Annotated in this window: 18 protein-coding genes; 10 read left to right on the top strand and 8 right to left on the bottom strand. The window is 52.7% G+C overall.

Annotation, left to right across the window (positions count from 1 at the left end; all coding sequences use genetic code 11):
* Positions 1–65: 65 nt before the first annotated feature.
* The 3 genes from nuoB to Q31b_RS25900 are packed head-to-tail and all read right to left on the bottom strand — an operon-like array spanning position 66 to position 3,102.
* On the bottom strand, positions 66–845 hold the full coding sequence (gene nuoB / locus Q31b_RS25910) for an NADH-quinone oxidoreductase subunit NuoB (RefSeq protein WP_146602577.1): 780 nt from the start codon (positions 843–845) through the stop codon (positions 66–68).
* A gap of 3 nt (positions 846–848) precedes the next feature.
* Entirely contained in the window at positions 849–2,387 is a 1,539-nt protein-coding gene (locus tag Q31b_RS25905; protein WP_146602576.1) for a hydrogenase large subunit, read from the bottom strand.
* A gap of 31 nt (positions 2,388–2,418) precedes the next feature.
* Positions 2,419–3,102: a PTS sugar transporter subunit IIA gene (locus Q31b_RS25900; RefSeq protein WP_146602575.1), complete on the bottom strand. Its 684-nt coding sequence runs from the start codon at positions 3,100–3,102 to the stop codon at positions 2,419–2,421.
* A 438-nt stretch (positions 3,103–3,540) separates the two neighbouring features.
* Here Q31b_RS25900 and Q31b_RS25895 point away from each other — a divergent pair, with 438 nt between their 5' ends.
* Genes Q31b_RS25895 through Q31b_RS25880 form a run of 4 tightly spaced genes read left to right on the top strand, consistent with a single transcriptional unit; the run spans position 3,541 to position 8,617 of the window.
* Entirely contained in the window at positions 3,541–5,568 is a 2,028-nt protein-coding gene (locus tag Q31b_RS25895) for a proton-conducting transporter transmembrane domain-containing protein (RefSeq protein ID WP_197172383.1), read from the top strand.
* Complete coding sequence (locus tag Q31b_RS25890; RefSeq protein ID WP_197172381.1) at positions 5,565–6,485, top strand: respiratory chain complex I subunit 1 family protein; 921 nt, start codon at positions 5,565–5,567, stop codon at positions 6,483–6,485. Before Q31b_RS25895 ends, Q31b_RS25890 begins: the two co-directional genes overlap by 4 nt.
* On the top strand, positions 6,482–7,162 hold the full coding sequence (locus Q31b_RS25885; RefSeq protein WP_146602574.1) for a hydrogenase: 681 nt from the start codon (positions 6,482–6,484) through the stop codon (positions 7,160–7,162). The genes Q31b_RS25890 and Q31b_RS25885 overlap by 4 nt, the downstream gene beginning before the upstream one ends.
* A gap of 6 nt (positions 7,163–7,168) precedes the next feature.
* Positions 7,169–8,617 (top strand): proton-conducting transporter transmembrane domain-containing protein, encoded by a 1,449-nt coding sequence (locus tag Q31b_RS25880; protein WP_146602573.1) that lies wholly within the window; start codon positions 7,169–7,171, stop codon positions 8,615–8,617.
* A 4-nt stretch (positions 8,618–8,621) separates the two neighbouring features.
* Here the strand turns inward: Q31b_RS25880 and Q31b_RS25875 are convergent, their stop codons facing one another.
* Positions 8,622–10,010, bottom strand: coding sequence for an OprO/OprP family phosphate-selective porin (locus Q31b_RS25875; RefSeq protein ID WP_146602572.1), 1,389 nt, complete (start codon positions 10,008–10,010; stop codon positions 8,622–8,624).
* A 461-nt stretch (positions 10,011–10,471) separates the two neighbouring features.
* Between Q31b_RS25875 and Q31b_RS25870 the strand changes: the two genes are divergently transcribed.
* From Q31b_RS25870 to Q31b_RS25860, 3 genes are all read left to right on the top strand, one after another.
* Entirely contained in the window at positions 10,472–11,839 is a 1,368-nt protein-coding gene (locus Q31b_RS25870) for a two-component system sensor histidine kinase NtrB (RefSeq protein WP_146602571.1), read from the top strand.
* A gap of 40 nt (positions 11,840–11,879) precedes the next feature.
* On the top strand, positions 11,880–13,238 hold the full coding sequence (locus Q31b_RS25865) for a sigma-54-dependent transcriptional regulator (protein ID WP_146602628.1): 1,359 nt from the start codon (positions 11,880–11,882) through the stop codon (positions 13,236–13,238).
* 350 nt (positions 13,239–13,588) lie between these two features.
* Positions 13,589–14,836, top strand: coding sequence for an OmpP1/FadL family transporter (locus tag Q31b_RS25860; RefSeq protein WP_197172378.1), 1,248 nt, complete (start codon positions 13,589–13,591; stop codon positions 14,834–14,836).
* 145 nt (positions 14,837–14,981) lie between these two features.
* Here the strand turns inward: Q31b_RS25860 and Q31b_RS25855 are convergent, their stop codons facing one another.
* Positions 14,982–15,212: a hypothetical protein gene (locus Q31b_RS25855; RefSeq protein ID WP_146602569.1), complete on the bottom strand. Its 231-nt coding sequence runs from the start codon at positions 15,210–15,212 to the stop codon at positions 14,982–14,984.
* 237 nt (positions 15,213–15,449) lie between these two features.
* Between Q31b_RS25855 and Q31b_RS25850 the strand changes: the two genes are divergently transcribed.
* On the top strand, positions 15,450–17,927 hold the full coding sequence (locus Q31b_RS25850) for an arylsulfatase (RefSeq protein ID WP_146602568.1): 2,478 nt from the start codon (positions 15,450–15,452) through the stop codon (positions 17,925–17,927).
* Between the two features lie 199 nt (positions 17,928–18,126).
* On the opposite strand, the gene Q31b_RS25845 is transcribed toward Q31b_RS25850, so the two are convergent.
* Together Q31b_RS25845 and Q31b_RS25840 are read right to left on the bottom strand one after the other, a co-directional pair.
* Positions 18,127–19,059 (bottom strand): hypothetical protein, encoded by a 933-nt coding sequence (locus Q31b_RS25845; protein WP_146602567.1) that lies wholly within the window; start codon positions 19,057–19,059, stop codon positions 18,127–18,129.
* A 54-nt stretch (positions 19,060–19,113) separates the two neighbouring features.
* A complete protein-coding gene (locus Q31b_RS25840) occupies positions 19,114–20,538 on the bottom strand; it encodes a glutamate decarboxylase (protein WP_231617857.1) in 1,425 nt (474 codons plus the stop codon).
* 67 nt (positions 20,539–20,605) lie between these two features.
* Between Q31b_RS25840 and Q31b_RS25835 the strand changes: the two genes are divergently transcribed.
* Together Q31b_RS25835 and Q31b_RS25830 are read left to right on the top strand one after the other, a co-directional pair.
* Positions 20,606–20,821, top strand: a complete 216-nt coding sequence (locus tag Q31b_RS25835) for a hypothetical protein (protein ID WP_146602566.1) — start codon at positions 20,606–20,608, stop codon at positions 20,819–20,821.
* A 270-nt stretch (positions 20,822–21,091) separates the two neighbouring features.
* Positions 21,092–21,802, top strand: a complete 711-nt coding sequence (locus tag Q31b_RS25830) for a hypothetical protein (protein WP_146602565.1) — start codon at positions 21,092–21,094, stop codon at positions 21,800–21,802.
* A gap of 1,576 nt (positions 21,803–23,378) precedes the next feature.
* Here the strand turns inward: Q31b_RS25830 and Q31b_RS25825 are convergent.
* Positions 23,379–23,919: hypothetical protein (locus Q31b_RS25825; protein ID WP_231617856.1), on the bottom strand; the 541-nt coding region annotated here is incomplete at its 5' end.

Genomic DNA, 23,919 nt, shown 5'->3' with positions numbered 1-23,919 from the left:
TGAACGTTCGCGAATCGAAACCGCGCCCACTTCGGGCATGCCAACATCGGAATTGGGACACAGCGTTAGTGTGTATCCGACGAGTCGTCTTCGATTCGACCCAACAGGCGTAGCAATCCATCGAGAATCGTCAGCGGGTGTGGTGGGCAACCGGGAATGTAGAGGTCGACGGGCAACATGTGATCCACGCCGTTGTTCTGCTCTGGATTGTCGATGAATGGACCACCGCTAATCGCGCATGCCCCAACGGCGATGACAATCTTTGGCGATGGGATGGCATCGTAGGTTTTCTTTAGTGCCAATTTCATGTTTTCGGTCACAGGACCGGTGATGATCAAGCCATCGGCGTGCCGGGGCGAGGCCACGATGTGAATTCCGAACCGACCGAGATCGAACCCAATCGTGCTCAGCACATTGATGTCGGCTTCGCAGGCGTTACAGCCACCCGCACTCACTTGCCGTAATTGTAGCGATCGACCAAACAGTTTTCGCGATTTTGCTTCCAACGCATCCGCCAACACGATCGCCCCGCCATCAACGACCAAGTCATTTCGAACACGGACGGCTTGACGAAAATCTTCGCTGTAGGAAATCGCGGACTCGGGACAGGCGTCAACACAATCGGTACAAAACAAGCATTTCCCTAAGTCCATTTTCAGCGAACCGTTGATGGAAATGGCATTGGTCGGGCAGGCATCGACGCACGCCTGGCAACCATCTGGACAGCGACTCGAATCGATCACCGGCAAACCGCGATAGCGAGCGGACAATTTCGGTGCGTCCCCGTCAGGCCAATCGATGGTGCGATATTGTTGGCAGCGACGTTGGTTAAGAATTTTGAACATGGATTACAGATCGTGTCCGCAGTAACTGAGATTGAAACTTTTATTGTTGACCGGGAAGTCCGAGATTTCTTGATTCCGCAGGGCCATCGCCAAACCGATCCAATTGTGAAAGCTGGGGTCGACCACTTTGTAGTGCTCGAATTGACCCTCGTGATTGGTGAGGGCAACATGGCAAATTTCGCCGCGCCAACCCTCGGCGATCGAAACCACGAATTGATTGCCTTTCAACTCATCAAGATCACGCCGCGTTGCCGTTTTCGGCATTGCACGCAGTTGTTCTTGGATAAATCGCACCGACCTTTGGATTTCTAGCCAACGCACATAAGCACGCGAAAACACGTCACCTGTACTCGATGTCGAGACAGGAATTTGGTGGAATCGGAAGATGCCGAATGGGAAATCTCGCCGCGCGTCACGATCAATCCCGCACGCTCGGCCTGCGATTCCCACCAAGCCCAAGTCGTCGGCTACATGACGTGGAACCACGCCGCAACCTTCGAAACGAGCCATCACGCTTGGTGTATTCCAAAGCAATTCAGCGGCACCCGTCACATCGCGATAAATTGCATCGATTCGCGTTTGAAGCTCGTCAATGCGTTCTTCGTCCAGATCAAATTGTACACCGCCAGGCCGCACGGTGGCACGGCCAAAACGATTGCCACAAATCAACGCACTCGCATTGAGCCAATCGCCCCGCAATCGGCCACAGAACGAAGCCGTCGGCAAAAAACCAACATCCATCGCCAAAGCCCCCAGATCGCCGGTGTGATTCGCCAGCCGCTCAAACTCCAACGCAATCGCGCGAATCGAATGAGCACGAAGAGGCGCATCGACGCCTGCGAGTCCTTCCAGTGCTTGACAATAGGTGGTCGCATGGCCAATCGATGTATCACCCGAGAGTGTTTCCATGAAGTGCAGCGATCGTTTATCAGGCCCGCCAAGTAATTGCCGTTCGATACCACGATGCTGAAAGCCAAGTTCAATCTCGAGCGAAAACACATTCTCGCCATGACATTGAAATCGAAAATGGCCTGGCTCGATCACCCCAGCATGTACCGGTCCGACAGCAACCTCGTGGATTTCATCGCCACGAATTTTAAAATAGTCCGTTCCCTGAGGCTGCACGCTTGGCAATATCTCTTCGTTCTCGCTGCGTCCCCAGGCATCGCGCGTCGCGACATACGATCGGTGGAACCGAATCGGCTTCAACCAGGGGTGACCTTCCGGCACAATCCCCCACTGTTCGGCGATTTCTCGCTCAAACCAATGGGCTTGCGGCGTTCGCACCGACAACGCAGGGTAGGAATCGCCGACGTCGGTTGCAAAAATGGTCACTTCCGATTTGGTTGCTCGGTTGGTGACGGCGTACAATCGCACGGTTTGGCTCGCCGTTGGAACCCCGAACAATGCGGACAAACCGCTGGTGTTGTGATCGAGTTGCTCAGCGAGCCGATCGGCAAAACTATCGAACGACAGTAGCGGAACACTCTCCGTAGCAACCGAAACGCCGTTTGTTGTCGTCAATTGTTCAGCAACTGTCATTAAAATTCTCGTGCATGATCGATTGTTTTCTCTACGCCGCTACAAATTCCTGACCCGCTTCCCGCAAAATCTTGAACATTTCACCACCCGCAACTTTATCGCGGAGCGCCTGCCCCACCGACTCGTTTTGTAGCAGTGCCCCGAGTCGAGCGAGCAGTTGTAAATGTTCGTGTACGGTTGGACAAATCATCAAAAAGAGTTTGTCGACCGGGATACCATCAGGACTCTTCATCGCTAGCGGTTGAGATAAATAGCACAACCTCACCATTGCCGATGGAACCGAAACCAGGGTTGGTTTACGTGGATGGGGTACCGCGATTCCATCACCGAGCGCTGTGCTGCCAACGCTTTCGCGTGCGAGCAACAATTCGATCAAGTCATCATGGCCAATCGATGCGGGAATTGGCAACCCGTCGATCGCGTTGGACAAGACATCACGGATGCCTTTCCCCGAAACATCGACTAGGATGCCGCCCCTTTCTAAAGCATCGGCAAGATGGGTTCCCGCAGGTGTCAAGTCGCCATTGACCTCCGAATAAATCGAAGGGTCAAAGGAGCGATTCGCAACCGCTGCCCACTCTAACAAATCGGCGCGATGGAAACGATATTGATCCGACACCAACTCGGCAGGTAGATTTTTGCTATTGATCCAACCAATAATTTGCGTCTCCGAGACGCGGAAGATCTTGGCGACTTGGTGGAGTGACAGTTCCATACGATTTGTTTAAAAGGATAGTGATCGAGAAGTCGAGAGCAAACATGCTTATTACGTGCCACAACGAGGATGCACGTCAAGCGGATGCCCCTGCTAAGGATATACGACGGCGTCGATATGAACAGGCAGGTCAATTTAGTGGCTAAACGGGTACCATAGAAGGGCCCACGATGAGCATTGGGGGTATGGGGCCGACGATCTCGCGATCCATTTCCATTTTTTTACTCGTCCACAATGCTGGTCAAAACGCAAGCGATCTTTTGGTGCAGATCATTGCAGAACGAATGCAATCGCTTGCACGCGAAATTTTGCCACACCAAGAATTCTGTCACTGGTACTTCGTCTCCCAGTATAGAAAGGCTACGATGCCAACCCGTTTGAAGGTATCGTCATGGAAAGTATATTCTCGATCATCGTCGTGTCACAAAGGTGTCGCTTGTGTCCAGTACCGAATTGATTCTCATCGCAACCCTACTGTCCAGTCTGAGTGGATGTCCCGCTCTGATGATGCCAGCACGTTCTTCGCTAGGGCAATGGATTGCTATCGCGATGAATGTCATCGGTTGTACCATTGGCTTGGTTGCGGTTTGGTCTTTCTTGCAAAACGGATCGATCGAAGTGACGCGAATCGCGGCTCCGATCTCAGGTTTTGCGTTCACGTTTGCTGTCGATGGCTTGTCTGCGTTTTTCCTCGTTCCGGTGTTGTTGGTGTGCGGTTTAGCGTCGATCTATTCGCTTCAATATTGGCCCCACCACGACAGCGAACACTCCGCCAACCCACGTCGCGTTTCTCTGTTTCTCGGCACAATGACGGCTGCGATGATCATGCTAGTGATCGCTCGCGATGGTATCGCGTTCTTGTTTGGCTGGGAAGCAATGGCCGTATCCGCCTACTTTTTGGTCGCGGCGGAAGATCATATTGCCTCCACTCGCAAAGCAGCGTGGCTTTATATCGCAGCCAGTCATTTTGCAACGCTATGTGCTTTTGGGGTGTTTGCCCTTTTGTATGCACAAACCGGCTCTTTCGAATACGCAACCGTTCCAGGCGTGACGTCGGTTGCTGCGATAGCGATGGCCGCCTTAGGACTCGTCGGATTTGGGACCAAGGCAGGCTTGATGCCGATGCATATATGGTTGCCAGGCGCACACGCTTCGGCCCCCAGTCATGTATCGGCCGTCATGTCGGGCGTGATGATTAAGATGGGCATTTATGGAATTTTTCGTGTCGCCTCGTTCTATCCTGAAATACCATTGTCGTGGGGAATGACCACTTTGGTTGTCGGAACGATCTCGGCGATCCTTGGGGTTGCCTTTGCGATTGGGCAACACGATATCAAGCGTTTGTTGGCATACCACAGTATCGAAAACGTTGGCATCATTGTAATGGGTTTGGGGGTTGCCCTGATCGGTCGAGCGATGCACCAACCTCAGTGGGTATTGCTGGGAGCTTGCGGCAGTTTGCTCCACGTTTGGAATCATGCCCTATTCAAATCGTTGCTGTTCTTCGGAGCCGGTTCGGTGATTCACCGAGTCGGTAGCCGCGATTTGGATATCATGGGTGGACTGAGCCGCCGCATGCCTCAAACGGCAACTTGTTTTCTCATTGGAGCCGTTGCCATTTGTGGGCTGCCTCCGCTCAATGGATTTGTGTCCGAATTATTGATTTACCTCGGCCTGTTCGGCACGATTCAAATGCCAATGGATCCATCGCCCGCAGGAACCCCCTCCGCATCGATCGCCTCAGCCGCCGCGTTTGCAGCACCTGGCTTGGCGTTAGTGGGAGCTTTGGCGGTCGCCTGTTTCGTGAAAGTCTATGGCATCGTGTTTCTCGGAGCGAGCCGTAGTCAGCAAGCAGCCAAGGCACGCGAATCAGGTCACGCGATGACAGGACCAATGATGGTACTGGCGGGATGCTGTGTTCTGATCGGTGTGGTGCCGCTACTATTTGCTCCGATGCTAGAACTCGCAACCTCGACTTGGGCAGCCGCCGATACAGGCATCGCAGCGGACGTCGGGGGGCTTCACTTGGCAAACATTGCTCCGTTGATGGCCATCAGTGTGGTCGCCGGTATTTTGATCCTACTGATCGGAGTTGGCAGCATGGTGTTAATGCGTCGTGTTCGCACAAGTCCTGAATCAGGCACCTGGGATTGTGGTTACGCGGCTCCTTCGGCGTCGATGCAGTACACGTCATCGTCGTTCGCTCAATGGTTGGTTGATCTATTTGCATGGGCTTTGCGACCAGCCGTCCACTTGCCGGTTATCAACACATTGTTTCCTGCCGATGCTGAGTTTGAAAGCCATGTGAACGACACCGTTTTGGAGAAAGCGGTCAAGCCGACGACGAAAGGATTGACGTGGTTGTTTGGGCTTTCCCGCTATTTGCAACAGGGAAGTTTGCAAGCGTATTTACTGTACATTCTTGTGATCGTGATTGGTCTGATGCTATGGAACCCAACGGCATGATAATTCTCCACAACCTTTTCCATATGATCGTCATACTGTCGTTTCCACCGCTATTGTTAGGCGTGATCAACCGTACCAAAGCGATGTTTGGTGGACGGCGCGGGCAACCGATTTTGCAAACCTATTTTGACCTGATCAAATTGATGCAGAAGGATTGTGTGTTTAGCGAAACCACGTCATGGGTGTTTCGTTTTGGTCCAATCGTGAGCGTGGTAACCGCGTTGGTCGCGGCCTGCATCGTCCCACTCGGACACGCCAGTGCACCGTTGTCATTCACTGGCGACCTCATTTTGTTTGCCTATGTTTTAGCGCTTGGTCGGTTCTTCACCATGGCTGCCGCTCTCGACACGGGATCGGCATTCGAAGGCATGGGCGCGGCGCGGGAAGCGACGTTCGCTGTCCTGGCGGAACCCGTGCTTTTCTTAGGGCTATTGGTGTTCGCACGACTCAGCGGTTCGCTGCAGATGAGCCAAATGCTTGGCGATGGGGTCGCGAATGGGTGGGGGGTTGCCGCTGCTCCGCTGCTATTGATTGTCGCGTCGTGGTTCGTGGTGTTGTTAGTCGAGAACTGCCGGATTCCATTTGACGATCCCAACACGCACTTGGAATTGACGATGATCCATGAGGTTATGGTGCTAGACCACAGCGGACCAACCCTTGGCTTGATCGTCTATGCCGCAGCCTTAAAGCTATTCGTCTTTGCGGGTTTGATTGTCAACCTAATCCTGCCGTTTGACAGCGGCAGCTCGCTGTTGGATTGGCTGATCTTCTTGCTCGGCACACTGTTTGTCGCCGTGGTGATCGGCACGATTGAGTCCACGATGGCTCGATTAAAAATTGCTGAAATTCCGAAGTTATTGATCGGTGCCGGCGTGGTATCGTTGTTTGCAGTCATCTTACTTTTGAGCTATCAATGAGTGATTTACTGGACCCAGGTCTCGTGATTGCGTTGCTGTTAAACTTTTACGCTTTAACGACCACCAATCTAAAACAAATGATCTATGCGGTCGCGATGCAGGGTGCGCTGCTAGGCATGCTGTATCCGATTGCCCACACCGGATTTCTTTCCCATGCAGATGCCGAGCCGACGAGCTGGTTCAGCGGTCTCCGCTTGATGGCGTTGACAGCAACGATTGTGCTCGTCAAAGGATTTCTCATTCCACGCTTCTTACTTCGTGCAGCACGTTTGGCGGATGTGCGGTCGCAGGTCACTTCCACCGTAGGCGTGATGCTACCGCTACTGTTAGGGGGCGTGGCAACGGTCTTGGCACTCGTCTTTGCCAAGTCGCTACCGTTGGCACCGCAGCACATCAGCCATCTACCGATCCCTGCATCCTTGGCGACCGTGATGTGTGGCTTCTTGATCCTTAGTAGCCGCCGCGAAGCGATGGGACAAGTCCTGGGATACATCGTGTTGGAAAACGGGATCTTCATCTTCGGCCTATTATTGATCGAAGCGGTTCCCCTATTGGTTGAACTTGGGATCGTGCTGGATTTGTTCGTCGGCGTGTTTGTGATGGGGATCATCTTCAATCACGTCAGCCGAGCGTTTCCGGAAGCCAGCGTCGAGCATCTCTCTACTTTGAAGGAATAGTGTATCGTGATTGTCTTGCTCGTTCTTGTTCCGCTGGTTGCGGCCGCTATCGCGATGCTGGTTCCCTCGAACCGTCATCGCCCATGGATTTTGCCCGTTACCGCAGTCTGCCATCTGGCATTGGTTGTCTGGATGTTGCCGCAAGGGGAGCAATGGGCGATGGACCGATGGTTGGCGATCGATCCGCTAAGCCGACTGTTCGTGGGCTTCATCAGCGTGTTGTTCTTCATTTGTGCATTGTACGCGCCCGCATACCTTCGATTGCGACTGGGACGCGACAATCGAATCTTGGTCGCATGTTTGCTCGTCGCGTTCGGTATGATGTCGCTCGTCACGCTATCGCACCATCTTGGATTGATGTGGATTGCCATGGAAGCGACCACGTTAGCGACTGCACCGTGCGTCTATTTCAACCGCAACCCCAAATCGCTCGAGGCGACTTGGAAATACTTAGTGATCGGATCCGTCGGGATCGCATTGGCGCTTCTTGGGTCGTTCTTTTTGATTTACGCAATGGTTCAAGCGGGTTCGGAATCGACGCTACTTTTCGATGAATTGATCGAGCATTCGCACCCCTTGTCGTTGCCCTGGTTGCACGCCGCATTTGTCCTGTTGTTAGTAGGCTATGGCACCAAGATGGGGTTGTCCCCAATGCACACCTGGAAACCAGACGCCTACGGCGAAGCTCCGGGGATTGTCGGTGCCCTGTTGGCGGGTGGGTTAACGAGTTGTGCGTTTTTATGCGTCTTGCGATTCTTTCATATCGCTCATATCGCAGATGACGACCAGCACTCACAGCGGTTGTTGATCTTCATGGGACTATTGTCGATGGGAACGGCGGCTGTATTTATGCCCCGGCAACGCGATATCAAACGACTGTTGGCCTACAGCAGTGTTGAGCACATGGGGATGCTTGTCTTTGGACTTGGGATTGGCGGTATTGCCACGGGTGGAGCACTCCTTCATGTCATTCACAATGGACTATGCAAGGCCGGGCTATTCCTGGCAGCGGCCAATATCCATCGTGCCTATTGCAGCAAGACGACGGACCAAGTGCGCGGCGTGCTCAAGCGACTGCCCTGGAGTGGATGGATGATGATGATTCTGTTTTTTGCAATCACCGGTTCGCCACTGTTTGGACCCTTTGTCAGCGAATTTCAAATACTCAGTGGTACGTTCGACTCTGGGAACGTGGGACGGGGCATCACGTTTTTGGTCCTGCTATTGATCGTTTTCTTCGGCATGGGGTCCGTCTTGTTGGGTTTCATGTTGGGGCCCGCCGAAGAAGTCGAAGGCGTGGGGTCACCACAGCAATTTCGAGAAAGCTTTTTGTTGATTCTACCTATTTTTATCGCGGTTGGATTGACGGTCTTGCTAGGGGTCTATACGCCTTCTTTCCTGACCGCGTGGGTCGACCAAGCGGTAGCGTTTCTCCAACGCATACCGCTCGACTAACGCCCTAAAAGTCCACCTGGGCTCGCATGGCAACGATATCGGCATCGCTGTCACCGTTGACCGGGCTATCCAACATCGCGTGGATGTAGTTGGCTTGAAATTTAGTATAGTTGTTGAGATACCAATTCAAGCCAAGAGTGACATCGTTGAGTCGTCCGCCTTGGATATCGTCGTCATTCAAATCGAGGTAGGAGTAACGCGACGTTGCCTCCCAGGCTCCCCAGCCGTCTTTCCCGAAATTATTTCTTGGTGTGATTCGCCCCAAAACACCATTGGTTTTGTTGTAAGGCCGATGCTCGCCTGTGAGAATGTAGGCCGCTTGGGCCGAAAAGCCGGAAAAGCCGACCGTCGATCCAATGCTGCGGTCAACGGTTGAATAGATGACCTCCGATTGCGCATGAAACGATCCGATCGTGGTCGCCAATTCGGCCGAAAACAAATTCGTCAAATCCGTATTTTCAATCACCCCTGTATCGACGAACGGAGGGACGGTGGAAGGGACACCAGCGGGGACGAATGCAGCACCGCCGGTTTCGGCAATGAAGATCTCCGGTTGAGACCGATATTGAACCGCGTCATTTGAAGGATCAATGAGACAGTAAGCTCCACCTAGATGCAGTGCTGCGCAATCGCCGTTGTCGATAAGTAGCCCTGTCCATCGCGTCGCTAAACCATAGCCTCCGTTGTCACCGATATTTCCGCCATTGAAATCGGTTGGAAAACGAAAGCCTGAAACGGCCCAGGTGATGTCGTCGGCTTTCGAGCTACCGTGAGCCATCGCACCAATTTGACGAAACGGGACAAATGCAAATGGCAACGCTCGTTCGATGAACGTCAGCTCACGAACACTTGTTAATGCATCGAGTCCGAAGGGTTGCCGATACAAGCCAACTTTTACATTTTGTAGTATGCTCAAATCTTGGACGTCGAGCCAAACGTCCATAAAGCTTGGCCGACCTGGAAAACCGAAGTCGAACTCGACGCTAAAGTCAACGTTCTCAGCGACGGACCCAATCGCCTGCAAACGAGCGCGACGGAAATCGGCACCATCTTGGACGTCGCCCACGGCAATTATGTTAGCGGCGTCCTGATCAAACCATGCCGTGTCGGCTTGAAAAAATCCCGAAACGCGAATTGCTGGAAATTCAGGCTTTGCCGGTGCGGGAGCACAGTGGATCACCGGAGCGTTGATGGCGTCGATCTGACGCTGCATATGATCCAGGGCGATACGAACGTCGCTCGGAATGGATCCGGAATCGGGAACCCCCTCTGCCAGCAATCCAATCTCTTGGATTCCGAGATCTTCAGAGCCGGTATTCTGCGCCTTGGTGGGGATTTGTATAATGCCAGTGATGGCGAGCATTAGAACTCGCAAAACGTTTCGGTAATCCATTGCCCAGGTTCCTTGGTGCTTGATAGGGGCGGGGTTAGGGGTAAGCCTTCGGCGTATCCTTCTTTCCCATCGGCAATGCAGAGAGTGAATTTTCGTTTCGACTGTGTCAATCGTTAGAGATGCCCCGACCTATCACGCCCAACGAACAACCCTGCAAATTCTTGCACGCCGGCTGCAGTTGTCTGCATGTTTTGCGGTGCTGAAACGTGATTTTCGTCGAGCCGGAATCGTTTCAGAGTTTTCCCCGTAGTGCGTTGTCAAAACATATCTTTAGGGTCGTGGACGACCCACCCTATTTTTTTGGCTGGACAAAGCACTAGCCGAATTGCAAAACAGAGTCTGGCTTTCTAGGCTGGCACGACGATGCCCCATACGACGATGCCCAATTGCGGCCAAACGGAACCGATCGGGCGCCATCGAAGCCACCTGTCAAACCCCTCATTCACTCAAAGCCAATCATCATGTTTCGCGTCTCCGATGCTGAAACCAGTAAGAGTTATCGCCTCGTTATCGCCTTGTTGTTGATCCTCAGCGTCACCGCATTGCTGATCACGATTTGGGTCATGGTCGATTTTCTAAAAGAACGCCAAATCGTTCACCAACTCATCAGCCAACTGCCCGCCGAAGCACGTGATTCGGGGAAAGAGCTAGAAAGCGAACTGAAGTGGCAATTCCGGCTGTCTTCGCTGATTGTCCTCAACTCGATCGTTACCGGAGCGGTAATGGCGCTGCTGTGGCGTGCGTTAAAAACAAGTCAACGAACGCTCCGAGATTTGAAAACTCTCGCTGGCGATATCCTCAGCAGCCTCGATCAAGGCGTGATTACAACCGATGAACAAGGACTTGTCACCAGCATCAACGATCGTGGTTTGGAGTTGCTTTCGATCACCGAAGACCCGATCGGAATACCGATTCGGAATCTGACCGAAACGATTGGGTTACCGATCTTCCACGAACCGGGTTGCCAATGCGGTACCCATGCGGAGACCCGCGATTTCGCGGTTCAAGTCAACGATTCGGTGCAAACGCTACGCACCTTTGTGCAATCGCTTCGCAATCATGAAGATATCGACATCGGTTGTATCATCCAGCTTCGTGATGTTACCGAACGCGTCTTAATCGAAGAACAGATGCGGCGAATGGAACGCTACATGGGACTTGGTACGCTTGCCGCAGGCTTGCGTCACGAGATTGAAAACCCATTGACGGCATTGTCACTTCATTTGCAATTGCTGGACGAGCATTTAAGAGATGGCGATGTGTCCCCAGAGACGAATGACATGTTGATCATCATTAAAACGGAAATTCAGCGAACGGTTTCGGTCCTGGAAAATTTTCGTGATTTTGCCTCAATGGGAAGACTAAACCTTTCGCCCGTCGATCTGCGAGAGGTCGTCGAAAGGCAAACGACGCTATTGACTCCTCAAGCTCAAAAACAAAAAATCGACCTCCATGTCGAAATCGAACGCTCCTTCTCCGGGGCGGTACAAGCCGACGCGGTGCGGATCGAGCAAGTCATTCTTAATCTGCTGGTCAACGCGATCGACGCAATGAAGAATGGTGGTCAGCTGACCGTTCGTTTGTCCGCTCAACCGAGTGGACGCGATTTAGGTTTTCAACGGGTAGAGGTGATCGATACCGGTCCAGGCATCCCCGACAAATTGAAGGCTCGAATCTTCGATCCCTATTTTACGACCAAACCAGCGGGAACAGGCATGGGACTTGCTCTATGCGATAAGATTGTGCGACAACATCATGGAAACCTAAGCTTCCACCGTTCATTTGAAGGAACCGTGTTTGAATTCACTCTCCCCTACCAACCACAATGATCGGAAGCCCAACCGTAACGATCAGAAGCAAGGCGAAGTCGTGGAAAGGCGATTTCAAGTCCTGGTGGTGGACGATGAACCCAATATCCGTAGCGGATTGGCCAAGGGTTTGGTCAAGATTGTTGACAAAATCGAAACCGCATCCGACGTCAACGAGGCGCTTGACAAGTTCGAATCAGGCGACTTTCAACTTGTGATTGCCGATGTTCGCCTGCCCGGCGATCGTGATGGGCTCGACTTGTTGACGCTGATTCGACAACACAAACCAGACACCTCCGTCATCGTCATTACCGCTCACGGGACCGTTGAGACCGCCGTTGATGCGATGCGCCGCGGAGCGTTCGACTTCATCACCAAACCGGTTGACTTGGACCTGATTCGCGAACAGGTCACCAAGGCGTTAGAGCATTATCGGCTTCAATCCGAAAATCGAGAGCTCAAGGGCCGACTTGCAAACGCGGGTGCAATCTCTGGGATTATTGGAAACTGTTCCGCGATGCGCGATGTGTATCAGCAAGTTCGGCAGGTTGCGACAACCGACGCAACGGTTTTGATTCAAGGCGAAAGCGGCACCGGCAAAGAACTGATCGCCAGAGCCCTACACGATCTTAGCACGCGGAGCGCAAATCCGTTTATCGCCGTCAACTTGGGTGCGCTACCTGAAACACTCCTCGAAAGCGAACTATTCGGTCACGAAAAAGGCTCGTTCACAGGTGCGGCGCGACAAAAACCGGGCTGCTTCGAGCAAGCATTCGGCGGCACCCTGTTCTTGGACGAGATTACCGAGATCCCGCCAAAGAGCCAAATCGATCTGTTGCGTGTGCTCGAAACGGGAGAATTCTCGCGAGTTGGCGGTGAGGAAACAATGCAATCGGATGCTCGAATTATCTCAGCAACGAACAAGGATATCGGTGAAATGACTCAGGATGGGTCGTTCCGAGACGATTTGTATTATCGACTCAATATCGTTCCCATTCGTGTTCCTTCGCTGAGAGAACGTCGCGAAGACATACCGCTACTCGCCGACCATTTCCTGACCTATTTTTGCCTTCGACATCAACGTCCGCCAAAGCAACTTAGCGACGATACGATGCAAATGCTTGCGTCGGTAAACTGGCCTGGCAACGTACGTCAACTTCGAAACCTGATGGAACGCTTAGTCGTTACGATCAGTGGCTCGACCATCGAAGTCAACCATCTGCCCAAGGAAATCCAACAGGTGACCCCTGCTGGCAACGTTCAAGTCAAATCCTTAGTTGAGGCAACGGAAAAAGCCGAGATCGATGCGATCACTGCTGCGTTGGGCGTCTGCGACTATCACCGCGAACGAGCTGCAAAAATGCTCGGCGTCAGCGTGCGAACGCTGCATTACAAGATGAGTCGACACGGGCTTCACTAAATCAATCGTTTCGATCTCTACATCCCTTCGGTTTCCGCCAGCTTCCAAGCTGTTGACGCTGCCGAGTTCGAGAAGATTTCGCTTTTGTCAATTTGGAAAATTGGATGGCAGTCCAATTCCCATTGGGTGACCAATCCTATTTAGCGTCACAATCGATACATTCGGTGCGTCCCTGTGGAGATACTTGCGTTTCATCCGATTAGATGAATGCGCAATGCCAGAATCCCCATTTGATATGCCGCGGCTACGTAGGAATCAATGTACGGCCCGGAAGGTTTTGCGGCCATCATCCCGGCATGAATGAGTCTTGCCGCAACCAACCAAATTCCAATTTTGACAGGATGTCAACGATGAAAATCCTACGAGTCGCCCTGATTCTCTTTGCAGCATCTGCTTTTGCTTTCGAAGCCAACGCCCAGACGTTTGGGATTGAACTGCACAATACAATGATGCCCGCTTCGGGCGGAATGGCGGGTGCCAGTCTCTCTCGCCCACAAGACCTTCAATCCGCAATCTATGGAAATCCGGCGACGCTGACACAGTTTCGCGGAACCCAATTCTCGTTCGGTGCCGGATGGGCTGAACCAACGATCAATATCGATCAGTCGACTTCGCTTCCACTGGTCGGCGTCGATCCCTATGCCGCGAAGTCGGGTACGCCAGGAAGTGCCATTCCCAACATTGGCGTCACCCAAGATATGCGAGTGTTTGATTTGCCTGTTACCATCGGACTCGGTTTGCTGACCAATGCCGGACTTGGCGCCGAGTATCGAGGCGTCCCCGCGTCAAACGGCACGTCGTCGCAATACCTGGCGTTGGATGTTGTTGCCGGTGCAGGCGTCGACCTAACCGATCGGCTATCAGTCGGTGCTGCGATGACGGTAGGCACCTCTTTCCTTGATGGACCTTTTGTCGATTTAACTGGCATGACAGCGGCCTTCGCGTTGCGAGGAACGATTGGTGCAAACTATGACCTCGGGCATAACACGTCGTTGGGCGCCTACTGGCAAACCAAAAAGAGTTTCAATTTCGAGGATGCCGTGCTCTACAATGGTGGTACTGCTCAGGATCTTGCATTCGATCATCCCGAAAATTTCGGCATCGGTGTCGCAAACAGCTCTTTGCTTGATGGACGCTTGCTGCTGGCCATGGATATCGTCTACAAGCACCACAGTAACGCGGATTTCCTGAAGGAAATCTACAATAACCAGTGGGTGTATCAATTTGGGGCCCAGTATGCGGTATCACCACGTCTTCGATTGCGAGCGGGATATGCATACAACGAGAACCCGATGCGACAGGATCCCTCGGTGACTTCGATCGGTGGTGTGGATCTTCCTGACGGAATACCTGCCCTGCGATACGTTCAAGGACAATTCGCCGCAATCAGCCAGCATCGCATCACCGGTGGAGTGGGAATCCGCGACATGCTGCCGGGCGTCGATGTCGACCTATTTGCCGGCGGCATGTTCGAGAACACCGACCAGTTTGCCGACACCATCTCTTCGCTCGAGAGCTACTGGGTGGGCGGTGCAATTACCTGGCGTTTCCGACGAGGTTCCGGTCAATGTCTGCCCATTCCTTGCGAATGGAACTGAACCCAAACGGACGATTCAGCTATCCTGAGACATCACTAGCGGTTGCACGCCGTGCACCAATGCGTCCGGTTGGTATCGGCAAAAACGATTCCGTTTGTCTGTCCACATAGCTCAGCTTGAATGGCCGTCACTAAAGGCGTCAAAGCTAAAGGCGTCCAAAAAAAACAACTTTCGCAATCGACAAATGGGGAAATCGCTTTGCTGGTCTATTGCGGAAGATATTTTCTTGAAGCCCCAAGAAATGCAGCAAAGCATGGCTGAGAAATCCAAAATTAATTTCTGACGGTGCAATCGCCTGAGCTTTGTGTGAAGAACGGGCGATTTCGTGTTTCAGTAATTGCAATCCCACCTGGATTTGATACGCTTTCTGTTGCAACACTCTTTTTGCACGCGCGGCGGGCAGGTGCGACGTAGTGACGTGGGCTTATCGCGGTCATCTCCTCTTTTTGATTCTGTAGCGAAGATCTTCGCAACAATGGTTAATGGCTTCCATTGTGTTCTTTTCGCGACCATCAAAGTCGAATCGTATCGAGTCAATCACGTACGAGAATCATTCTGAACTTGATGACTGTTTTCGATCGCTCCACGATCAGTCTTTTTACGAAGTAAGGCTATGAAAACGAACCGACTCATTTTCCTATTCCCATTTTTCTTGATGGTGCATGCGTCGCCATCTCAAGCACAAGAGATCACCGGTACGCCTGGCTTGCCAAGTGCAACCACGACCGTCGATGGCAATTACCTACCCAATCCGCCGGACAGATTTGGTGGGGTGATCAATCTGAGTGCGAAGGATTCCAAACCGTATTGGCCGCCGAACGTCGTACCGCCCAAAGACGCGCCCAATGTTCTGCTCATTTTGACCGACGACCAGGGCTTTGGCATCTACGACACTTTCGGCGGTATCATTCCGACGCCGAATATGGATCGTATTGCAAAAACCGGGCTGCGCTATACACAGTTTCATTCCACGGCGCTCTGCTCGCCTTCAAGAGCGGCGATCATCACCGGACGTAATCATCACTCGGTCGGCTTTGGCGTGATCGCCGAGCAAGCCACCGGTTTCCCGGGCTACGATTCCACGATTGGCACAGACAACGCAACCATTGGTCGAATCCTCCAAGAGAACGGCTATGCAACGTCGTGGTTTGGCAAGAATCACAACACACCCGATTATCAATACAGCGTCGCGGGACCGTTCGACCAATGGCCCAGCGGGATGGGCTTCGAATATTTCTATGGTTTCATGGGCGGTGAAACCGACCAATGGACACCATGGCTGTTCCGAGATCACACCCAGATTTTTCCATGGAGAGAGCAACCCGGGTACAACCTGGTTACCGGCATGGCAGACGACGCGATCCGCTATTTGCATCAACTGGAAGCTGCCGCGCCCGAGAAACCCTTTTTCCTTTATTACGCCCCCGGCGCTACCCATGCCCCTCATCAGCCCACCCAGGAGTGGATTGACAAGATGAAAGGGAAATTTGACATGGGATGGAACGAACTGCGTAAGCAGATTTTCGCCAACCAGAAACGTTTGGGCGTCATCCCAGCGGATACCGTATTGACGGATTGGCCAGATGGGCAAGCCGAGTTTGGTGGCGCCAAACTACCGAAATGGGATACGCTCACGGACACCGAAAAGAAACTCTTCGCGCGGCAAGCGGAAGTCTTCGCAGCCTATGTCGCCTACACCGACCACGAAATCGGCCGGGTCATCCAGACCGTGGAAGACTTGGGCAAACTCGATAACACACTGATTATCTACGTCAGCGGTGACAACGGCACGAGTGCCGAAGGCTCGACCATCGGCACCCCTTTCGATATGGCAGCGATTCAGGGCATCAACATTCCCGTCGAAGATCAGATGAAGTATTACGATAAATGGGGCGGGCCGGAGACCACGCCGCACATGTCGGTGGCTTGGTCATGGGCCTTTGATACACCCTTCAAATGGACCAAACAGGTCGCCTCACACTTCGGTGGAACCCGCCAGGGAATGGTTATGTCATGGCCGGGACATATCAAGGACGCCGGAGGCATTCGTCCCCAGTTCCATCACTTCATTGATGTTGTTCCCACCATCTTGGAAGCGACCGGAGTCAAGGCTCCGAAGATGGTCGACGGCATCGCGCAGAAACCCATCGAGGGCATAAGCATGGCCTACACCTGGGACAAAGCCAACGCCAAAGTCCCATCCAAACGAACCACGCAATACTTTGAGATGTTTGGAAACCGTGCAATCTATCACGAGGGTTGGATCGCGACGACGACACCGCCCAACGCTCCCTGGTTCATGGGCGAAGGTAAGTTTCCCGATGTGGTCAATGGCTACAACTGGGAACTCTACCATATCGACGAGGATTTCTCGGAGTCCAATGACCTGGCCGCCAAATATCCCGAGAAACTGCGAGAACTGCAGGAACTCTTTCTCGTCGAGGCCGCGAAATATCAGGTGCTGCCACTGGATAATTCAATCCTCCCACGAATCCTCGCTGCAAGGCCAAGCTATACCGCCGGACGGAATGAGTTCGTCTACACAACTGAATTGAGTGGACTGCCCAACGGCGACGCGCCGAACATTCTGGCTAAGTCCTACAGCATCACCGCCGACGTGGAAGTCCCGGAAGGCGGGGGCGACGGAATGATCGTTACCTGCGGCGGACGATTCGGTGGCTACGGACTCTATCTGCTCAAAGGAAAACCCGTCTATGTCTACAACTTCCTGGGCATCAACGATTACCGTTGGGCAGGAGAGCAGACGCTGACACCTGGCAAGCACACCATCATGTTTGATTTCAAATACGATGGCCCCGGCATGGCCAAGGGTGGGTCAGGCAAGTTGTATGTGGACGGCAAGGAGGTTTTCGGAGGTACAATCCCTCACAGCATCCCGGCTATCTTGACGATCGACGAGTCGTTCGATATCGGAATGGATACCCGCACGGGAGTGAACGATAAGGATTATCAGCTGCCTTTCCGCTTCAATGGAAAGATTGATAAAGTGGTCGTCAAGCTCGGTCCGTCTCAGATGGTTGCAGCTGATAAGAAGGCCGCAAACGAAATGAAAAAGAACGCAGACAACTAGATTCGATTTGGAACCCTGCCAATGGCCTCAAATGGTTGACCAGAGCCGACGCAAAGGTTAATGAGTTGGTTGTCATGTGATCGATTTTCATGATCGCGAATGAAAAGGCCGTTCAACGGAACTTCACTCCGTTCAACGGCCTTCTCTTCAAGAAAGGGTGGTGTCCCGCCCCACTCCGGCACACCAGCGTGTCCGCGTTTCAGTCGCCAATGCGATGCGAGTTTTTGATATTGGGCCGGTACGGCATTCCATTTGCGTCCACTGTCTCAGGAAGCATCAGCAGAGAACTGACCAGAAAACCGATTGCCCCCAACAGCGTAAACCCAATCGAGAGGGTGATCGCCGCCGGGTGTGCCGTGGGAAAAGATATCGCAAACAATGCCGAGATCATGAACCCCATGCACCCCAGTAAACCGGTGAATACGACCCACCAGGAAATGCTTTTGGGTTGCCAAGACCAATGGGAATGACACGTTTCGATGAACGCCAAGTGGCCGGACGCCAGGAACAGGATCGATCCGACGATGTTTGGCACCCAAATCAGCAAGTCTTGCTGGAACCAATTGATTGCTGGAATCATTGCGTCGAACGTGTTGAAATTGAATAGGATGGTGCCCACAAACTGCAACGCAGCACTCAGCCATCCGATATCAAATGGCCGCCAACCGATCAAGGATCGCCGCCTTCCTGCTGACGTACCATCCGGCCAGAACGGGCTCACGTTTGCGGCTTGATAGAGCTGCAGATAGGCTGCTGTCGTGAATGGGATCGATCCCGCGAAGAAGATAGCGTTGATCTGCTCCGCATCCAATGACCATTTTCCTGCAAACGACGGTGACAAACTCAATACGCTCGCCAACGCAAACAGCAGCGATCCGATTGTGAAGACGATGCCGATCCACCAGTTCAGCTTTCCCGGCAACCAAAGGCACCGAATCAGGATCGATCCGAGTTGCTCGATCTCCGATAGGTCACGGACAAGCAGGCCCTTCCGATGGTGCCGTGAACTCCAGATCCGTCTCGATGGATCCGCCAACCGATAGACTCGGCGCGTCACAAACGGCCACGGACCCGTTTGCTCGACGCAATCGGAATCCAAAGGCCGAGCATCGTTCGGAGTTGGTTCAGTCATGTTTTGGAAGTTCATTTCGTAAGCGGCTGGGGCTACATCGTTCTCGAAAAGGCCCTAGTGCATGAACCCGCTTGCCTCTTCAGCGGCCAGCGACGCATGGTCGGGGTGCTTCTCAAAAAAATCCAGCGAACGCTTCATGTCTTTCAGCAAGAGAACCGCCAAATCACGGCTGACCCCGTGACGGACGAGGATGCGTTGGATCACTAGATCCTGGCGGTTTGCCGGCATCGAATATGCAGGCACCTGCCAGCCTCGGGAACGAAGCGCATTGGCGAAGTCATACAACGTATAGCCTTCCGCCTCTTGGTCCTTCAACTTCCAACAAAGCGCCGGAATGCCTGCGTCCATCTGTCCGTTGTAGATGATTTCAAACGGGCCCAGTTTTTCAATTTCATTCGCTAAAAACTCGGCCGTTTCATAACAGGCGGTGTGTATCTTGCGATAGCCGTCTTTGCCAAGCCGCAGAAAGTTGTAGTACTGGGCGACAATTGAACCGCCCGGTCGCGAAAAGTTCAGCGCAAAGTCGATCATATCACCGCCCAGATAGTTGACATGAAACACGAGGTCTTCCGGTAGATCTTCCTTCTCGCGCCAAACGACCCAGCCCACACCCAATGGAGACAGGCCAAACTTGTGGCCGGAACTGTTGATGGACTTCACGCGGGGAATGCGGAAATCCCATACGAGATCAGGTGAACAGAACGGTGCAAGAAAACCGCCACTGGCCCCGTCCACGTGCATCGGAACATCCAGCCCGGTGTCTGCCTGCAGTTTATCCAGTGCGTCGGCGACAGCTTTGACCGGTTCGTATTGGCAGGTAAACGTTACACCTAGCGTTGGCACCACCCCAATTGTGTTTTCGTCACACCGCTTGAGCACTTCTTCAGGCGACATGATCAGACGATCCCGCTCCATCGGAATTTCACGCAATTCAATATCCCAATAACGAGCGAACTTATGCCAACAAATCTGAACCGGACCGCAGATCATGTTCGGTTTGTCGATCGATTTAGCTTCCGCCTTTCGTTTCGCACGCCACTTCCACTTCATCGCCAATCCAGCCAGCATTGCCGCTTCGCTCGATCCAGTCGTCGAGCATCCAATGGTATTGGCCGCTTCCGGCGAATTCCAGAGCTCAGCCAACATGTGCACACAGCGGGATTCAATCTCCGCCGTCTGCGGATACTCGTCCTTGTCGATCATGTTCTTATCCATGCACTCATCCATGAGCGAATGAACTTCGGGTTCGGACCATGTCTGACAGAACGTTGCCAGGTTTTGTCGCGAATTTCCGTCCAGCATTAACTCGTCGTGCACGACCGAATAGGCATGACGCGGATCCTGCTCGGTGTCCGGAATCCGGTACTTCGGCAAGCTGTGTGCGAGACTAGCGGAGGCGTAGACATCATCAAGCAGGTTTTCGCGGATCATATCTTTTTCGTGTAACGCCATAACAAGGAGCTCCTGATTCGGTTTCATGTATTCCTATCGATCAATTTCGTTCCCCATTAGTATTTCCGAGATCCTCTTGACCGACTAGATGGGGGTGAGCGAAACCAGAACGGACAATACCGATAACACGCTCGCAGGGATCTCCTTCTCAGTAACCCCGATCGGCAATCTTACCTACGACTGGGACACGAGCACGAACAAGAACACGATGTCCGAGACGATTGCGGGAACGATTGCGGGAACGATGAGTCGTCATGGGTTTAACGCTGGCACAAGCGGCTACGATGTTGAAGATCACTTGGTCAATTGAAATCGATCCGACAGTAATCTCGATCCGTCCTGGAACTTGTCACGGGTCGGCGACTGGAACTCGTTTACCGAGAGTTCAACCCACATTCTATCCGTGGACCAGGCGAAACACGTCAACGATTGATCAAAGCTTTTACACGCCTGGCCCCCGGATAGATCGCAATTCGTTTCGTTATCCGCTTTGCATACTCGATCCACGCCGCAATTGCACCTCGCAAACATCTGGAACACCAACCGGAACTTGCTCTGCCAATCAACTCAGCTAAACTTGATGAAGTCATCGTACAGCAAACGCGATGGCATCGGATTGGATCCGAGCGTTTACTTGATGACGACGTTGTTTGGTAAACGATATCTCACCGAAGCGGATGAAGTCCATCGCAGAATCGCTGGACCTGATGAACCACGGTTGGCCACGACGGTTTGCGGTCATCTAAGCGTTAGTTTGGCCGACGCGGTTATCGTCGGCAAAATATCATCCCGCGAGAATACAATGAATGCAAAGCAGAAAAACACGATTCTAGCCGCCGGTATCGTGTCAGGACTGGTGTCTCTGCCCATGACCTGGATGACCATTCGCAACGCCGAAATGCAGATCGAAGGTGGCTTCGGAAACCTGTTCAATTCTGCATTCCAAGGGATGACGTTTGACGTTACGGGGCTAAATGGTCACGTGACACTTTTATTCAAGACACCACTGTGGTTCGTAGTTGCAGTCGCAATTGCAGCAAATGTCTTACAGCTTATGCGTTCATCGGATGCCTTCGCGATACCAAAGATTGCCCTTTGGATCGTAGCGATTGGGGCAGCAATCTGGATTACCACCCCGATAGGACTGGCACTGTCCAGCGGCAAGGCAACTCTAGGCATTGGCTGGTTTCTTGGTCTTGCTTGTGCGTCTGCACCTTTAGTTTGTCTTTTCATGCCCGATACAGAAATGGGAAGGGCAGAACACAACGCCAACGACACCAACGAACGATAACTGCACCAACGCCCACAAGCCGACGAACCATTGCAAAGTGACCATAAAGATCGGGTAAAATGGGTTTGATTTTCGCAAGGAAATCGGGAATGTTGTTAGTTGAGAAGTTTTGGTGGAGTCGTTTGTTACCATCTTGGTCAACGACGCAGGCATACATCGCTCCGGTGTGCAAATCGATTCCACCGTAGAAAGGATGTTATGTAGAATACAAATTCATTGTGGTTCTCCTTGGGTGATGATTGGGTTTTAGCCAGATGTCGTAACGCACCTTTTGGGTGACGTTTTTCGCACTGCAAGCGTAGCTTGCAGAAGACGAATGAGACGGCTTCGCCGTCATGGAAAGGCTCACACACCCAAGGAGGCCGTGATGAGTATCAATGCCATGCACGCGAATCCGGACTTGCTCGTGCTTTCAAATGGATGATCGGCCGTTCCAGCTCGGTGATCACTGCCGTTATGCATCTGAAGAGGTATCAATATGGGAACTTGGGGCCCGGGCCTGTACTCCAACGACATCGCAACTGACTTGAAATCCACCCGTGACCTTTTCGATCGCGCCATCGATATCATTGACTCTGGCAAGCCAAATCTTAGGGACACAAATCTTAGGGACAAATCTTAGGGGTAACACCAAGGGACATAACACCAAGGGACAGAGCATGATTCTGGTGGATTTAACACTAAGGGTCAGAGCATGATTCTGGTGGATTTGCCTTTTCCCTAACCGAGGTATACGATTCCTGGTGATTCCGCTAAGAATCTTAGGAAAGAATCTTAGGGACAGAGCATCATTTCAGGTGATGAGGCAACACCCCAGACGGACGCCGTCGTGATTTTTGCTTTGCTATTGCACTTGATCGTCAATAATCATGCATGCAAGCCAGCAAGATAGGCTTTTCCCTCGAAATGGCCGCAACGAGTGCGTACCATCTTCCTGGGGGCAGCTCAAAGAGCGTCACGAAAAGGAGGGAAATCGAAGAAGGGGCACTCAGTCCGGGAGCGTCAATAGCTCGCGGGCGCGGCGGCGGAGATGGTAGCGGCGGTGCGTGCGGTGACAACGCATCGAATCGACACTCTCGGGGCGTCCAGCAATGCTGCAGAACAATTTCCCAAAGTCCTTCACCAGTTCGGGAATCTTAGGGACAGAGCATCATTTCAGGTGATACAGCCACACCCCGGGCAGACGCCGTCGGGTAACACCAAGGGACAGAGCATGATTCTGGTGGATATAACACCAAGGGACAGAGCATGATTCTGGTGGATTTGCCTTTTCCCTAACCGAGGTATACGATTCCTGGTGATTCCGCTGATGCTTTTCTCTCGGGAGGTGTGTGATGGTTCGGTTGGCACGTAGCCAAATCTTAGGGACAGAGCATCATTTCAGGTGATACAGCCACACCCCGGGCAGACGCCGTCGTGATTTTTGCTTTGCTATTGCACTTGATCGTCAATAATCATGCATGGGAACCAGGGAGATAGGCTTTTTACCTCGGAATGGCCGTATTGGGTGCGTACCTTCATCCTGGGGGCAGCTCAAAGAGCGTCACGAAAAGGAGGGGAATCGAAGAAGGGGCACTCAGTCCGGGAGCGTCAATAGCTCGCGGGCGCGGCGGCGGAGATGGTAGCGGCGGTGCGTACGGTGACAACGCATCGAATCGACACTTTCGGGGCGTCCAGCAATGCTGCAGAACAATTTCCCAAAGTCCTTCACCAGTTCGCACCAAGTCGCTTGCTCGAGTCCCAACCGAACCAAAATCGGTGGTGCAGCCGAAGGCGTCACTCCGCGTTTGCCCGGCGCCACTTGCCGAGCTGTCCAATCGAGTAGCTTCAAGTAATCCACGAGCGAAATCGGTAAGAAGCCTTTATCACTACATCGCTTGCCGCTATCGCTAGCACAGGGACCTACGGGATCAAGCCGCTCATCGATCGACAGAGGTGCCAAGAAAGCATCCGGCTTGTCTTCGCTTGGTGACTCACTTTTCATCGCCTCGATTCGTTTTTGCACCGACGTATGATCGCTCTGCTCCAGCGTTTCCGCCATCGCGGCACGAATCAGGTTCAAATCCACGTAAGCGGCACAGGCCAGCAGGGATGCTTCGTCCGTCAATCGAGTTGCA

This window comes from Novipirellula aureliae (assembly GCF_007860185.1).
Classification (GTDB): domain Bacteria; phylum Planctomycetota; class Planctomycetia; order Pirellulales; family Pirellulaceae; genus Novipirellula_A; species Novipirellula_A aureliae.
Note: the sequence above shows the minus strand (reverse complement) of the source record. Positions and strands in the feature narration are given on the sequence as shown.

What these genes read in the sequence shown, in the direction of transcription:
- nuoB (WP_146602577.1), bottom strand. Translation starts at nt 845, where the DNA reads ATGTTCAAAATTCTTAACCAACGTCGCTGCCAACAATATCGCACCATC.
- Q31b_RS25905 (WP_146602576.1), bottom strand. Translation starts at nt 2,387, where the DNA reads ATGACAGTTGCTGAACAATTGACGACAACAAACGGCGTTTCGGTTGCT.
- Q31b_RS25900 (WP_146602575.1), bottom strand. Translation starts at nt 3,102, where the DNA reads ATGGAACTGTCACTCCACCAAGTCGCCAAGATCTTCCGCGTCTCGGAG.
- Q31b_RS25890 (WP_197172381.1), top strand. Translation starts at nt 5,565, where the DNA reads ATGATAATTCTCCACAACCTTTTCCATATGATCGTCATACTGTCGTTT.
- Q31b_RS25885 (WP_146602574.1), top strand. Translation starts at nt 6,482, where the DNA reads ATGAGTGATTTACTGGACCCAGGTCTCGTGATTGCGTTGCTGTTAAAC.
- Q31b_RS25875 (WP_146602572.1), bottom strand. Translation starts at nt 10,010, where the DNA reads ATGGATTACCGAAACGTTTTGCGAGTTCTAATGCTCGCCATCACTGGC.
- Q31b_RS25870 (WP_146602571.1), top strand. Translation starts at nt 10,472, where the DNA reads ATGTTTCGCGTCTCCGATGCTGAAACCAGTAAGAGTTATCGCCTCGTT.
- Q31b_RS25860 (WP_197172378.1), top strand. Translation starts at nt 13,589, where the DNA reads ATGAAAATCCTACGAGTCGCCCTGATTCTCTTTGCAGCATCTGCTTTT.
- Q31b_RS25850 (WP_146602568.1), top strand. Translation starts at nt 15,450, where the DNA reads ATGAAAACGAACCGACTCATTTTCCTATTCCCATTTTTCTTGATGGTG.
- Q31b_RS25845 (WP_146602567.1), bottom strand. Translation starts at nt 19,059, where the DNA reads ATGACTGAACCAACTCCGAACGATGCTCGGCCTTTGGATTCCGATTGC.
- Q31b_RS25840 (WP_231617857.1), bottom strand. Translation starts at nt 20,538, where the DNA reads ATGAAACCGAATCAGGAGCTCCTTGTTATGGCGTTACACGAAAAAGAT.
- Q31b_RS25830 (WP_146602565.1), top strand. Translation starts at nt 21,092, where the DNA reads ATGAAGTCATCGTACAGCAAACGCGATGGCATCGGATTGGATCCGAGC.